Source organism: Candidatus Paceibacterota bacterium (assembly GCA_028714635.1).
GTDB lineage: Bacteria > Patescibacteriota > Minisyncoccia > Phycocordibacterales > JAQTLZ01 > JAQTLZ01.
Genome location: JAQTLZ010000001.1, coordinates 1 through 14,132, shown reverse-complemented (window position 1 = coordinate 14,132; position 14,132 = coordinate 1). Strand labels below are relative to the sequence as shown.

At 44.1% G+C, this 14,132-nt stretch carries 15 protein-coding genes, 2 tRNA genes and 1 rRNA gene; 3 read left to right on the top strand and 15 right to left on the bottom strand.

All coding sequences use genetic code 11. From position 1 onward, the window contains the following. Window positions 1-4: 4 nt before the first annotated feature. Window positions 5-856, top strand: a complete 852-nt coding sequence (locus PHS53_00090; protein ID MDD5356535.1) for an alpha-1,2-fucosyltransferase — start codon at window positions 5-7, stop codon at window positions 854-856. Then, window positions 841-1,611 carry a glycosyltransferase gene (locus PHS53_00085; GenBank protein ID MDD5356534.1) on the top strand — a complete coding sequence of 257 codons (771 nt, stop codon included), beginning with the start codon at window positions 841-843 and terminating at the stop codon, window positions 1,609-1,611. Before PHS53_00090 ends, PHS53_00085 begins: the two co-directional genes overlap by 16 nt. A 442-nt stretch (window positions 1,612-2,053) precedes the next feature. Here PHS53_00085 and PHS53_00080 read toward each other — a convergent pair whose 3' ends face one another. From PHS53_00080 to rsmI, 6 genes are all read right to left on the bottom strand, one after another. Then, the gene (locus PHS53_00080) at window positions 2,054-2,998 is read right to left on the bottom strand and encodes an SDR family oxidoreductase (GenBank protein MDD5356533.1); all 945 of its coding nucleotides are present in this window, start codon (window positions 2,996-2,998) and stop codon (window positions 2,054-2,056) included. Next, complete coding sequence (locus PHS53_00075; GenBank protein ID MDD5356532.1) at window positions 2,982-3,923, bottom strand: hypothetical protein; 942 nt, start codon at window positions 3,921-3,923, stop codon at window positions 2,982-2,984. The genes PHS53_00080 and PHS53_00075 overlap by 17 nt, the downstream gene beginning before the upstream one ends. A 61-nt stretch (window positions 3,924-3,984) precedes the next feature. Further along, window positions 3,985-4,800, bottom strand: a complete 816-nt coding sequence (locus tag PHS53_00070; protein ID MDD5356531.1) for a lamin tail domain-containing protein — start codon at window positions 4,798-4,800, stop codon at window positions 3,985-3,987. After that, on the bottom strand, window positions 4,793-6,766 hold the full coding sequence (locus PHS53_00065) for a type IV secretion system DNA-binding domain-containing protein (GenBank protein ID MDD5356530.1): 1,974 nt from the start codon (window positions 6,764-6,766) through the stop codon (window positions 4,793-4,795). The genes PHS53_00070 and PHS53_00065 overlap by 8 nt, the downstream gene beginning before the upstream one ends. 70 nt (window positions 6,767-6,836) lie before the next feature. Further along, a complete protein-coding gene (locus PHS53_00060) occupies window positions 6,837-7,064 on the bottom strand; it encodes a hypothetical protein (GenBank protein ID MDD5356529.1) in 228 nt (75 codons plus the stop codon). Between the two features lie 36 nt (window positions 7,065-7,100). Then, window positions 7,101-7,796, bottom strand: coding sequence for a 16S rRNA (cytidine(1402)-2'-O)-methyltransferase (gene rsmI / locus PHS53_00055; GenBank protein MDD5356528.1), 696 nt, complete (start codon window positions 7,794-7,796; stop codon window positions 7,101-7,103). Window positions 7,797-7,941: 145 nt separating this feature from the next. Here rsmI and PHS53_00050 point away from each other — a divergent pair, with 145 nt between their 5' ends. Beyond that, on the top strand, window positions 7,942-8,304 hold the full coding sequence (locus PHS53_00050; protein MDD5356527.1) for a hypothetical protein: 363 nt from the start codon (window positions 7,942-7,944) through the stop codon (window positions 8,302-8,304). Window positions 8,305-8,361: 57 nt separating this feature from the next. Here PHS53_00050 and PHS53_00045 read toward each other — a convergent pair whose 3' ends face one another. The 9 genes from PHS53_00045 to PHS53_00005 all read right to left on the bottom strand — a co-directional run. Further along, the gene (locus PHS53_00045; GenBank protein MDD5356526.1) at window positions 8,362-9,672 is read right to left on the bottom strand and encodes a cyanophycin synthetase; all 1,311 of its coding nucleotides are present in this window, start codon (window positions 9,670-9,672) and stop codon (window positions 8,362-8,364) included. Then, entirely contained in the window at window positions 9,673-11,031 is a 1,359-nt protein-coding gene (gene murD, locus PHS53_00040) for a UDP-N-acetylmuramoyl-L-alanine--D-glutamate ligase (protein MDD5356525.1), read from the bottom strand. A gap of 60 nt (window positions 11,032-11,091) precedes the next feature. Then, window positions 11,092-11,628, bottom strand: coding sequence for a hypothetical protein (locus PHS53_00035; GenBank protein ID MDD5356524.1), 537 nt, complete (start codon window positions 11,626-11,628; stop codon window positions 11,092-11,094). 79 nt (window positions 11,629-11,707) lie between these two features. Then, a tRNA-Leu gene (locus tag PHS53_00030) sits at window positions 11,708-11,789 on the bottom strand. A 165-nt stretch (window positions 11,790-11,954) separates the two neighbouring features. Next, window positions 11,955-12,030: transfer RNA gene (locus PHS53_00025), tRNA-Ile, on the bottom strand. 110 nt (window positions 12,031-12,140) lie between these two features. Further along, the gene (locus PHS53_00020) at window positions 12,141-12,323 is read right to left on the bottom strand and encodes a hypothetical protein (GenBank protein MDD5356523.1); all 183 of its coding nucleotides are present in this window, start codon (window positions 12,321-12,323) and stop codon (window positions 12,141-12,143) included. A 356-nt stretch (window positions 12,324-12,679) separates the two neighbouring features. After that, window positions 12,680-13,087 carry a transglycosylase SLT domain-containing protein gene (locus tag PHS53_00015; GenBank protein MDD5356522.1) on the bottom strand — a complete coding sequence of 136 codons (408 nt, stop codon included), beginning with the start codon at window positions 13,085-13,087 and terminating at the stop codon, window positions 12,680-12,682. A 151-nt stretch (window positions 13,088-13,238) separates the two neighbouring features. After that, complete coding sequence (locus PHS53_00010; protein MDD5356521.1) at window positions 13,239-13,613, bottom strand: PLDc N-terminal domain-containing protein; 375 nt, start codon at window positions 13,611-13,613, stop codon at window positions 13,239-13,241. Window positions 13,614-13,873: 260 nt separating this feature from the next. Next, window positions 13,874-14,132, bottom strand: a 16S ribosomal RNA gene (locus PHS53_00005); the annotation flags it as partial.

The window sequence follows — 14,132 nt, the reverse complement described above, 5'->3', positions numbered from 1 at the left end:
AAATATGATAATATTTAATTTAAAAGGAGGACTCGGAAATCAGATGTTCCAGTACGCGCTTGGCAGAAAACTATCTTTGCAAAATAAAGATATTCTCAAATTGGACGCGACTCTTTTTGATAAGGAAAATCAGAGGCGCTACACATTAGGACATTTTCTGATACAAGGAGATATCGCAACACAAGAAGAAATCCGGAGAATAAAAAATCCCCACGGCCCCCTCTCACATCTCAAACATCTTTTCAAAAAGAAAGTGCTGAGACAATTCAATGTTCGCTTTCTGCCTGAAATACTTTTATTGAAAGGCGATATATATCTGGAAGGATACTGGCAGAGTGAAAAATATTTCAAAGATATCCGACCAATCCTCTTAAATGATTTCACTTTGAAAGACGGACTTTCGGAACAGGCAACGAGAACATTGATGCAAATACGAAATACCAAAAATCCCGTGAGCATCCATGTCAGACGCGGCGACTATGTGAAGAGCCAGGAAGCGAAAGCTTACCATGATATGTGTTCTCCTTCTTACTACAGGCAAGCTCTGGAAATTATAAAAAATAAGACAGACTCCCCCAGTTTTTTTATATTTTCCGACGATATAGATTGGGTAAAGGGAAATTTGAAACTAGAAGGGTCAGTAACGTATGTCTCGAATCCAGCAATCAAAGATTACGAAGAGCTTATCCTTATGTCCGCTTGCAAACATAATATAATTGCAAATAGCTCCTTCAGCTGGTGGGGGGCATGGCTAAACCAAAACCTAGAAAAGATTGTTATCGCTCCAGAAAAATGGGCTAATATTTCCCCTAAGATATATAAAGATATCGTACCAGAATCATGGATCAAAATATAAAGAAACCGAAAGTAAGCGTCCTTATGCCCGCTTACAATAGCGAAGCCTATCTCAAAGAGGCGATTCAGGGAGTGCTCACACAAGATTTCACTGATTTTGAATTTATTATAGTTGATGATGCGTCGAATGATAAAAGTTCACAAGTCATTAAATCTTTTGCGGATAACCGGATCGAGTTTATTCAAAACGCTCACAATGTCGGCTGTATCGCCAGCTTGAATGAGGGTATGAAAAAAGCGCGCGGAGAATACATAGCGAGAATTGATAGTGATGACATATGGATAGATAAGAAAAAACTTTCAAAGCAAGTGGCTTTTTTAGACACACACCCAGAATACGGACTTATCGGTACCTACGCACACGTCATAGATGACTCCGGAAAAACTATTGCTCAGATGAATTTTCCCACTGAAAATACAGCAATCCGAAATAAAATGCTTGTAAAAAATTGTATTGTAAATTCCAGCGTAACCTTTAGAATAAAATTATGGCAAAGCTGTGGCCCCTACAGAAGTGATGAATTATACGCTGAAGATTACGGACTTTGGCTACGCATCGGAAGTGTGTCTAAATTAGTTAACATTCCCGAGTACTGTGTGGCGTACCGCATCCATAAAAATGGAGCTACCCAAAAACACAATTTGAAACAAACCAAGACAAGTCTCTTGGTCGTACAGAGAAATAGAAAAGAATATCCTAACTATGCGCTCGGTCTTTTAAAATGGAGAATAAAGATTCTCCTGGGGTCAATCTGATCATTTTATAAACGAACATCTGACTCCCCTCCCGTTTTTTTAATGAAGACAAATCTCCCATACATAAAATAACTCTCAAGAGCAACGAGCGCTGAAGCTATTATCTGCGAGACAAGATATTGGATTCCCAAAATATCCACAAAAAGATACATACATAGGGTATTCAACCCGAGATTGCAGACCGTGATCGCAAAATAGATGCCCATCTGCGATTTTAAAAGACGTGTCGAGCGGTCTTCAAATGTCCATAATTTTTGCAGAGAAAAGCTCACCCCCCAAGCAAGAATAAAAGCTACTATCGCTGAAAAAAGATACCAAATATGAAATATACTTTTTAGGATAAAAAGCAAAGACAAGTTGACTGCAGTCGCAACCCCTCCAGATATGACATATCTCGTTATTTTCGAAAACTCAAACTTCAAGGAGAAAAAATTCATACTCGTTATTTAAATCGGCGAAAATAATCTATAGTCTTTTTAAGTCCTTCTTCAAGGGAAACTTCTGGCTCCCATCCTAATTCTTTTCTTGCGAGAGAAATATCTGGCTTTCGTCTCTTCGGATCATCTTCCGGCAAAGATTTCAGAATAATTTTACTTTTCGATCCTGTAAGCCCAAGCACTTTCTGGGCTAATTCTAAGACAGTAAACTCTTTAGGATTTCCGAGATTGATCGGTCCTGTTCTCTTTTTTTCCATCATAGCGATAAGGCCGGCGATGAGATCGTCAATATATTGGAAACTGCGGGTTTGAGTGCCATCTCCGTAGAGAGTAAGGTCTTTCCCGGCAAGAGCTTGAACGATGAAATTTGACACCACCCGTCCATCGTCAGGGGCCATGTTCGGACCGTAGGTATTAAAGATTCTGACAATACCAACATCTAGCTTATAAATACGATGGTAATCCGTACAAAGCGTCTCAGCGGCCCGTTTCCCCTCGTCGTAACAAGCTCTAGGACCAAGCGAATTTACATTCCCCCGATAGATTTCCCTCTGCGGGTGTTCAAGCGGATCACCGTACACTTCAGAGGTGGACGCCTGAACGATTCGAGCTTTATTTTTTCGTGCAAGTTCTAGGACATTTTTCACGCCAAGAACACTCGTAAGAAGCGTATGGATTGGATCTTTCTGGTATGCGACAGGAGAAGCTGGACAAGCAAGATTATAGATGCTCCCGATCGCAACATTCAAAAAAGGAGGGTGAGTAATGTCAGCCTCGATAAATTTGAAATTCTTATTTTTCGCATATTTCTTAAAATACGTCTTTTTGCCAGTAGAAAGATTGTCAACAACAATGACACTCTGACCCTTTTCAAGAAGGGTTTTTACAAGATGCGAACCAATAAAACCCGCCCCGCCAGTTACTAAAATCCATTTATGTACTTTTGCCATATGTGTAAACTAATCTGAAATTTTTTTTACATATTTTTTCTATCTTTTTCTCTCCATAGACGCCTTTGAGAAGCTCCGAGTCTTTGCCCGTTGTAGCTAAAAGTTCAATATTTTTATTTTCTGCCGCCCGAAAAAAATCCGTTGCATAGCTCTTTCCCAATGTCTTTTCAAGAAGCGCGCAAAAGGCCGCAAGATCTTTAATGAAACAATGCCCGCCCGCTCCACGCCCATTTCCAGATTTTACCTTGAGATGCGCCCCGCCAATACGTTCATCGGCACCAAGCGCCTCTGCAATAATACTATAGTCACAGGAGAGTGCTTCCGCGAGATCGAATCCTATATTGCTATAAATAACCTTGAGGGCCAAAAAACAATTGCTCAAATATTTTACCAATTCTGCTTCTTTCGCTGACATAATAAAAGAACGGGGCGATTTCGGCATGAGCGAAGATAAGAAATCTGCTTTCTTTTTATAGATTTTCTTTTTATCCAAATCCGCGATATCAGGAATCCCGATAATATTACGACTTGGATGTGCCGCGTCATGGGCGGCATTTGCTTCTGTCAGAAATTCTGGGGCGTGGAAAATACAAATATCGGGAAAATCTTTTTGAATAGCATCTGTCATCCCCGGAAGAATACTTGATTTGATCACCGCTATCTTTCCCTTACCGACAATGGACAAGACTTCGCGGACAATTTTGTCACTGAAACCTTTCTTTGTAGTGGGGGTTGGAACAGCAACAAAAACTACCTCACATTCACTGATCTTCTTTTTATTCTCTTGCGAATTATAAGGAGCTTCTCTACTATAGCGAACGACTTGAAAACCTCGGGATACGAAATCATCCGCAATATGCCTTCCCACCCATCCTTGCCCGATAAATCCAATGGATACTGCTTCCGTTGAAATTCTTTTATTCATCCGAATGAGTATACACCGAAATTACAAAATACAAAACTTGATGTAAGAGACGCGTTCAAAATTACTCTATAATTTTAATTTCATCAATCGGATTTTTATTTTTGGAAACAAAAAGAAACGCAACAATAACAAGAATGAGAAAACCGATAAATCCCAAGATCCATTTAAGAGAATTCGACTTCTCGGAGATGCCGGAATTTTGCACTGATGCAACTGATGACCCGGAAGAAGGTACGGAAACTTGCGGATTAGATGTATTTTTTTCTAGAAGAGAGGCGGAGGAAGAGGGTTTCGGAGTTGCAACCGATCCAGCGACCACTAAAGGAGCGGGAGTCGGCGGCAAGATTTTCTCAGCTCCACCCGGAGAAGGCACACCGGCTCTCCACCCATCACCGAAGCTTTGTATTGAATTTCCATCCCCCGCTCCTCCCCAGGAAGTCATATAGAGAATTCTATCAATCTCATTCCCTGCTTTATCCTTTAAAACTAAAATCTCTCCGGTATTTGAAAGTGAAAAAGAGGAAGAAAAAAGTATCCCCGAAAATCCCGGATTATCAGCTAAAAACTTCTTTGCATCGGAAGCAATTACAGTATATCCATGAGCGGGAATATTGCTTCCACCTTTAATTAGCTTCAAGGGCTCGTGATTCTCCAAAACTTCTTTCGTAGAATCAAGAAGCCTAAATCCAGAAAGCCAGATGGGAACATCTCCCCTGTTTTGTATTTCGACCCATTCCCGGCCAGCATCGCTTCCCCCTTTCAAATCGTACATAATCTCTGTTATAGAGATCGGCAGATCAGCAAGCGCAAAAACAAAGTTGTGAGGGAAGAGAAGTGCGAGAAGAAAGACTGTAGCGAATGAAGAAAACTTACGCATTATTCTCTGGCGGTTTAACATGAAGGAGTTTTCTAAGCACATCTTCAGGAACTTCTTTGGGAGCTTTTTTCTCTTGTTTTTGCTCTGTGTGCGGAGCTGAATGACCCTGTCTCGGAATTTCTCTCTGAATACGAGAGGGGGTTCTCGCTTCCTCTCTTTGACTGCCGGTCTCTAAAGAAGAGTGCTTCTCTTCTGGACGTTCAGGGCGTGCCTGTCTTTCCTCCACTTTTTCTTGTTTAGAAGAAGTGGGATTTTCTTTCTGAAGCGTCGCCAAGAGATTGCGTAGATCTTTCAGGTTCTGGTCATTCGGCTTTTTCTGCGGTTTCGGAGCTACTGGTTTTAAATACGCAAGAGACATCGCTTTGCGAAGTTCCGTTTCTCTCTCCACTTGTCTTGCCATTGTGGGATTGTGCTCTGGAGCCGAAAGGCGCGGAGGTGCTTTCGGCGCTTCCGGCATTTTAGAAGCTTGGGCATGAACGGGTTGCGAAGGACGAGGAGCGGAAACAAATTCGGGACGAAGAGGAGACTGGGAAGGTCTTGGAGAGGTCGTCACAGGCCTTTGTTCTGGCGGAGCCATTTCTTTTTGTTGAGGCCTGCCAACAGGTTCATGCCATCGGCGTATTTCTTCCTCAACGACACTTCGAGGCCGAGCGAATGTATTTCGCGATGACTCAATGATCTCTTCACGAAGCGAACGAAGAGGCTTGGCTATCGGGGGCAAGGTTGTTGCAGAAAATGGCGACGAAGTAACGCCATTGATCATAAGTTTTATGTAAATTTGGGCAAACCCAAGATTCACCAAATCCTCCGCTGTAAACTGCGGAGCAAATTCTTTCTCCAAAACTTCCGCATCAAATGCTCCAACTCGAAATACCAGCATACTGCCTACGTTTCCGAAAACCGCGGCACGCACTTCTTCCGACATTTGCTCGATATACTGGTGAGCCATGGTCAGGTTCAGTTTATACTTTCTCGCTTCGGAAAGAATATCGGCAAAAGATTCGTTCGCAAAAGATTGGAATTCGTCTACGTAGAGATAGAAATTGGGAAGCGTATTCAAAACTGACTCGGGTACGTCTGCTCGGCTCATGGCTGCAAGATAAATTTTAGTGATGAGCATCGAACCAATAAGGTTCGCGTTCGATTCCCCCACTCTTCCTTTCGAAAGGTTAATGATGATAATTTTCCTCTCATCCATCATCTTGCGAAGATCGAAAGTGGATTTCGGCTGGCCGATAATATTTCGCACCAGTGGATTGGAAATAAATTGTCCGATCTTGTTCTGAATCGCCGCGCCAGCCTCGGTCATGAATTTATCAGAATATTTCGCAAATTCATCCCGCCAAAATGCTTTCACCGAAGTATCGGTCACATTCGCGACAACCGCGTTTCGATAATCTTTATCGGCAAGCATTCTGTTCACTCCAATAAGTGTCGAATCCGGATATTCGAGAAGCGCAAGAAGAATGTTGTTCAAAATGTATTCCATTCGGGCACTCCAAGCATCCACCCAAATCTTTTTAAACGCGCTCATGAGTCCGTTTGAAACGAGGTGTCTCTTATCGGGGCCAACGTCTTCCATCACATTGAAAGACACGGGATATTCCATATCGAAAGGCGCAAAATACAGCACATCCTTCATTCGCTCTTTGGGAACGTACTCAAGAAAAAGGTCGGCAGTCTTTCCGTGAGGATCAATAAAAGCCATACCCTCGCCATTTTGAATATCCTGCACGGCCATATTTTCAAGGCAGGTGGACTTTCCCATTCCCGTCTTCCCAATGACATAGACATGGCGAGTTCTGTCTTTCGCTTTGATTCCAAATTTTATTTTCTTATTGCGAGAATCAGTCTCGGCAAAATAGGTCACTCGCTCTGGATCGAATGCATTTTTTCTAAGAAAGTCGTGGTGCCCATGCGAGTCGTGAGATGGAGAAGGGCTATGATCAGTATGAGAGGACACCATAATGGAAATAGTATACAACAAAAAGCAACATCCCGCATGGGATAAGAATAAACACGGGGCTCAACTAGGCCTAGTTATTCAAGTTTTGAGTTCCGCCGTCGAGAGGAGGCTGTGGCAACTTGGAAGAATCGCTCATTTTTTGTGCTCGAAGAGTGTATGAGAGAAAAATGACGAGAAGGCCGATGATAACAAGCAAGACATCATTCCAGGCTCGTGGAAAATGAAGAAATGGTGTAAGAGCAGTCAGGGCGCCAAGGAGAGCAAAACTGCGGACGTAAGATGTTTGTGTAAAATGCATACTGCTATTATAGATAATAATTGCCAAAAATGCGAATTATTTTGGAAAAACTACAACCACAAATTCTCCGCGCACAGTATCTTGGTGATTTTGAAAATGCGCGATAAGTTCTGAAGCAGTCCCCGAAACGCACTCTTCAAACACTTTCGTGAGTTCGCGGGCAACTGCGATTTTTCTCCCCTCCATTTTATTTTCTGTGAAATGTTTCTGAAGCGAAGCAAGCGCTTTTTCAATTCGATGAGGCGACTCATAAAAAGCCACGGTTCTTTTTGAATCAGCAATTTCTCGAAAAAGAGTCTCCCTTCCCTTCTTGTGCGGAAGAAATCCAAGAAAAAGAAAATCCGATGAGGGAGCGCCGGAAATAGAAAGGGCAGAGACGAGCGCCGAAGGGCCTGGAATCGCAACAATTTTCACTTCATCTCCCAAAGCTCCACTAACTTGCGAAACAAGAAGCGAGCCAGGATCAGAAATTCCTGGGGTTCCCGCATCAGAGACAAGGGCAAGATTTTTTCCATCCTTGAGAAGTGAAATAATATGATCAACTTTCGAAAGATCGCTATGCGAATGATAGCTTATCGTTGGCCTTGAAATTTCGTATTTATGGAGAAGCTTCGCCGTCACACGAGTATCTTCACAAAGCACATAATCAACTGACTTGAACACTTCCAAAGCACGAAGGGTTATATCCCCCAAATTCCCTATCGGCGTTCCAACGACATATAGAGTAGACATAGGCGCTATGGTAGCATAATTATAGATATAGACAAATTATCAAAGATGTGGTAAGTTAACCAGGAAATTTAGTACCTGGCACAGCAGAGGCTGGCCAGCATTTGAAAATTGTTGAGCGAAAGCTCGACCGGAGGAGGGAGCACCAATGCAGGAAAGTGCAACTGCTGTGAGACCACGCCGAGGGTCCGAAAGGCTGGAGATTGCTCTGCGGGAAATGCCGAGCAACGACGCGCTCGTCAGGTTGCTCGTAGAGCACGGGTTCGTCAACGTGACCGGCAAGTGTGATCTGCGCACGAGACAAGTCATTAGGAAGGAGGAAGACCCGAGCAGATTCGGCAGGTACAGCGTTAGCGGATACGGGCCGGGCGCGAGAATCGTCGTCGTCGATTTCGACGGCGAAATTCACATGGCAAAGGGAAGCGAGATGCCGGATGAATTGAAGATGCTCGTCAAACCCGGAAACATGTACATCCCCGAACCGAAGTACGCACTCAAAAACGTCCAGTAATCGGACGGGAGACATACGATTGCCGTCATCGCAAGAACATTGCGATGACGGCAATTTTCATTTTAGAAAACTCTCCCCCACTTTATAAATATCCCCCGCTCCGACTGTCATCACCACGTCTCCCTTTTTGGTTTGCTTTTTGAGATACTTCACAATATTTTCAAAGGCTTCCGCATAGTGTGCCTTTCCGCCTTTTTTTACTACGGCTTTCGCAAGCATTTCTGAAGTTATAGACTTATCGAGTTTTTCCCGTGCCGCGAAGATGGGAGCAAAAATAACCTCGTCTGTGTCTTTAAAAGATTCAGTGAAGTCTTTGAAAAATCTTTTCGTCCGAGAATAAAGATGAGGCTGAAAAACAGCCCAGATCTTCTTATTGGGAAATGCTTCCCGCGCCCCAGCGAGTGCGGCGCGCACTTTCTCTGGATTATGAGCATAGTCATCGTAGACCAAGACACCGCTCTTCGTCTCGCCTTTGAACTCGAATCGTCTCCAGGTGCCCTCAAATTCCTCAAGCGATTTTCGGATATTTTCTTCCGGCACGCCAAGTACTCCCGCAACAGTTGCTGCAACTTTGGCATTCTGCCGGTTATGCTCGCCGGGCAACTTAAGCTTCCAATCCGAGAGCGACACATCAGGATAATGAATAACTGTACACTTCAGGGATTTGAGTACGGGTTTTAAATGAGCATTGTCTTTATCACAAATGAGAAATCCACCCTCCGGAATTTTTTTTGCAAGCGTATGAAATGCTTTCTGAATGTCGGCGAGATTTTTATAATAGTCGGTATGATCGAGATCAAGATTATTGATCGCCAAAATTTTCGGTTCCAAATTCAAAAATGCTCGTTTGTATTCATCTGCTTCAACAAGAAAAAAGACGCTCTTTCCTGAAACGAAATTAGAATTTGTAGATTTCAGAATCGAGCCGACAATCACGGTCGGGTCAAGATGCGCATCCATGAGAATTTTTGCGACCATCGCGGTCGTCGTGGTTTTTCCGTGAGTACCCGAAATCGCAATCGTATATTTTTCTTTCGAAATGAAGTGAAGCGTTTGCGGATATGAAAAAACTTTTATTTTTCTTTTCTTAGCGTCCACAAGCTCGGAATGATTTTTGGGGAGAGCGTTTGTATAGACAAGCAAATCGCACCCTTTCGGAATTGCCGACTTTTTCTGCCCGATAGATATTTTTATTCCAAGTTTCTTGAGTTCATCTGTGACCTTCGATCTATCACGGTCTGACCCGCTTACAGCCTTCCCTTCTCCTTTCATCATTCGAGCAATAGCAGAAATGCCAATGCCTCCGATGCCGGCAAAGTGAATTTTTCTCGCGTTCTGCGGAGTTATGGCAGCTTTGGTTTTCTTCATCTATTTCAGATTTTTAACAGCTTCATTGAATTTATCTCCCCTATCGTATTCATTCTTAAACATTCCGAAAGAAGCGAATGCCGGACTAAAGAGGACAACATCTCCTTTCTCTGCAGTCAAAAGGGCTTGCCCGAGGGCTCCCTCAAGACTCGTAGCGAGAGTTGCTTTGATACTTGGAAATTTGAGAACAACATCTTTTATTCTTTCACTGCCGGTTGTGTTTGTACCCATAAGCAGAATGACTTCTTTCGTATATTCCGGAAGAGCGTGGATGAGTTTGTCCATATTAAGCCCCTTGTCCGCACCTCCCATAATGAGAACGACGTTTCGCTGAAAAGCCAAAGTCTTCAATCCCGCGAGCGTCGCGTCAGGAGTCGTAGCGCAGGTGTCGTTATAAAAATAAACGCCTTTGTAATTGACCAAAAATTCGAGTCGCCCCGGCACGCCTCGAAATCTCTCAATTGCTTCCCGAATTTCTTCCATTGTCGCACCAAGCGCCTTCCCCGCTTCGATCGCAAGCGCAATATTTTCTCGATTATGTTCTCCGCGAAGATGGAATTTCCAATCAAGCGGAATTTTGGAAGGTTTTGCTTTCACGAGCGCGCCTTTCATGTCTTTTCCGAATCTTTTTACTATCTCAATAGCCAAATCATCGCTCGTAATACAGACATCTCCTTTTGTTTGGTTGAGAAAAATTTGCGCTTTGTCTTGAAAATAGAGATCTCGGTCGCCTTTGTAATAATTGAGATGATCATCGAGAAAATTCGTAAATATAGAAATATGCGGACTGATTTTCGCTTCGCCAAATCCCTGAAGTTGCCATGAATCAAGTTCAAGTACCATGACGTCCCCCGCTTTCACTTCTCGAATAAGAGGCAGAGTCGCAGTCCCTCGGATGTTGCCCCCAAGAAACACTTTCGTGCTTGTACCATCAAAATGCCTTCTCGCAATCTCATACACGAGTGAGGTTGTCGTAGTTTTCCCGCGCGTACCTGTAATGCCGATAATAGTGACACCAATTGTGAGCTTTGCGAAAAGAGAGGCATCCATTTCGATCGGAATTCCGTTTTTTCGCGCTTCTGCAACATAAGGAGAATCGAGCGGAACTCCCGCAGCTTTCACCACCATATCCCTCCCCTGGAAATCCTTGAGCCTATGCTCGCCAAGAACGTAGGTGATGTTTGGAAAGGCTTCGAGCGCTTTCAGAGAATCTGCGAGTTGTTCCTTGGTTTTAAGGTCGGTAACGATAAGTTCAGCTCCTTCTTCAGCTAAAAACCGCACATCGCCAAGACCCCGGCCTAATAGCCCGAGTCCCATGATTGTTATCTTTTTACCCCTAAAATAGCCCCCGATTTGCATATATAGCACCATACTAGCAAGTTTCAGGCAAAAAAACAGCCCGGAACTTGCATCCGAGCCTTACCACCGAAACTTGCCTTGTACGGGAGGTTCCTGCCAACGAGTCGGCTTTTGAACCATTTCGATTGTCTCTTCCCCGACACTAATGATCACTCCTCCCCCGTTTGAAGGAGCAAAAACTGTCGGGATGATCTTCCATTTGTACTCTTCCGCGAAGCGCTGTTGCAGAAGTCTTACGTAGGGATGATGCGTAATCAGAACGAGAACATCAGAGTCTTTCTCGCGTGATTTCACAAAATCCATAACTGGAAGAACATTTGCGTCCTGGTACTTCCGGCCTGCATAGGCCCCGTGAAGGAAAGCTTCAACGATGCCAGCTTCTCCCGAAGGCATAAGCCGAAGTTCTTGTTCCAAAATATCGCGCGCTTCGATATTCTGTCCGGCAGGAGAAGTGTAGATCTTCTTCGTCATCCCCTTACACTTCTCCCGGAGAAAAGCTCCGTAATCGTGAAAGAGCTCCCTCGATGAATCGGACATCTCCTCAATTCCAACCCCCTTCAAAAGAGGGCTTCGAAAAATTACGATGTATTTGAACATTCCGAGCCCTCCTTTCGTCCTAAATGTACCTTAGCATTTCTATACGATAGGTCAAAACAATTCAAACAGCATCAATTAGTGGGCGCGGGGAGGGTCGAACTCCCATGGATTACTCCACACGATTCTGAATCGTGCGCGGCTACCAGTTACGCCACGCGCCCATATCTGAAAACAATAACACAAGAATTTCGAAGCTTACAGCTTCAGTACCCCGATTGGTCCGCCTCTGGCGGAGCTCAATCGGGCTTCGACTCCTGACAGAAAGCGCCCCGCGCTTTCTTGATCGTCGACCAAACGAAAATCACCCCAGAAGGGTGATTTTCGTTTGGTGCGCGATCCAGGAGTCGAACCTGGGACCCCATCAGTATCAGTGATGTGCTCTACCAGCTGAGCTAATCGCGCATAAAAAAAGACCCACAAAATATAGCAAAAACCTCACACTTTCACAAGAAAAACGACTGGGACAAAACCCAGTCGCCAACGATACTTTCGGAAGTGTAGCGAGAAACACCTCACCACCATTTCCGAAAAAGAAATCTCTTTACATCAGTCGCGCACATCCAGAACAGCGCCGCGCATATGACAAACGATGCTGCCACACCCCCAACAAGGTCGATGACAGAAAAACGTTCCAAGGCCTTGAGAAAACGCTTGCTTACAAATTTTCTCGGCCGGCGAAGCCCATGTGTATTCATTCCTTGCCTCCCACCCGTTTCAGGGATACATTGTTTGGACCATCGATCCACTCGAACACGCCCCCCACCAACCAAAATCCAAGGTCCTGAAACCTCGAGCCTTCCATCATCCTAAAAATGAGCAAAAGAGGAAAGTGCAACAAAGATTCCAACACTTTCTGAAGCAATGTTGGATCTGCTTCATGTCTGTCTTGTTCAACACTATCGCCCGTATTCCACCGATTCTGCCTTGTCATGACAGTCCCCTCCTTTCAGTCTGACCTCGCTGTATTTTCCTCAAGCCAAAACCCATTATAACATAATGATAAATTGCCGGACACCTGAAGGGCGCCGGCAATTGGTTTCGGAAGGAAGTATCATAGAAATTTCTTGACCTTCTCCCAATATTTTTCTGTACTCTTTTTATACTGTCCTTTCGGCCCGCCATTCCAGATGCGAGCCGTTTCTTCGTCCGCACCAGTCTTTGCGTACATCGAGAGATACTTTTTACATATCTCGATGGACAGTTGACGATTCCCCAGACAATCTTCGGCGCGATAGTGCGTACCGAAACGCTGGTTCACATCATCACAGACGGGCTGACGAACTTGGAGACAGCCGTAAGCTTTATTCTTAAGCTTGACGTCTCCAATCACTCTGTCATTCCCACCTGATTCAACACGAATCAAAGCGGAAATGAGAACCTCGCTTGGTTCTGCTGTTCTCACAGATGTTGTGAGAATAAACAACAGACCAAGTACTGCTACAGAAGTTGAAAGGCGCATTGCGCCCCCTTTCTCCTGCCCATAGGCCCCTGTACGCTCTCCCCCACAGCCTACCCTAATAGTATAGCATATTTTAGGATAAAAGTCAATACTTTGAGAACGTCAAAAAACACCCTTGTTGAGGCGTTTTTTGAGGCTTATTTCTTATAGACTAAGTGGTCGAGGATGCCCCAGAAGAAGGTGTTTTCGAGCTAGAAGACATGTTCTTTTTGATAGAAAAGTAATAGACGATTGCCCCAAGAAGGTGACCGAAAATGATAATGAGGAGCCAGAGAGGTTTATTGGGAATATCATGAGTGGCAGCATGGATAAGCATGAAAATCCAGAATATAGTTCCCGCAAGAAGGATGAGCATAAAAATACCTCCGAGACCGAAAATTCCGCCGATGAGCCAACCGGCATTCCCGCAGTCCACCACTTTCCCATTAACTTTACACACTGCAGCTGAAGCTTGCGCAAGTACAGGCATGAGCGCGCCGAAACTTACTGCGATGATAAACCCAAGCTTTTGAATTATGTTTTTCATACATATTAGTATATCAAGAAATCAGACAAGCAAAAACCACCCTCTCGGGTGGTTTTTGCTTAAAATATTCTTTGTTTTGTTCCGTTCTTGCCTAGTATCCATTTTAGACCGAAGTCTAAAACAAATGGTCCAGGTCCTTTTACTCGTCTTTCCGAGATGCCAATCTATTTACAGTTTAGATAAACCTTTCAATGCTCAATTGAGGCATTGAAAATCGACGCCGTAAGTTATGCATTTCCGAAGAAATGAAAACATTTTCAAATTGAAATATTCCACGAGCAGCTTCCGCTACCCGTGCCTTGTTACGACTTACTCCCTGTCGCTGAGCTTGCCTTAGACTCGTACAGGACGAGGCTTCGGGCACTCCCAGTTCCCTTGAGTTGACGGGCGGTGAGTACAAGACTCGAGAACGTATTCACCGCAGTATAGCTGACCTGCGATTACTAGCGATTCCAGCTTCAAGAAGTCGAGTTGCAGACTTCTATCCGAACTTGGCGCGGCTTTCTAAGGATTTGCTCC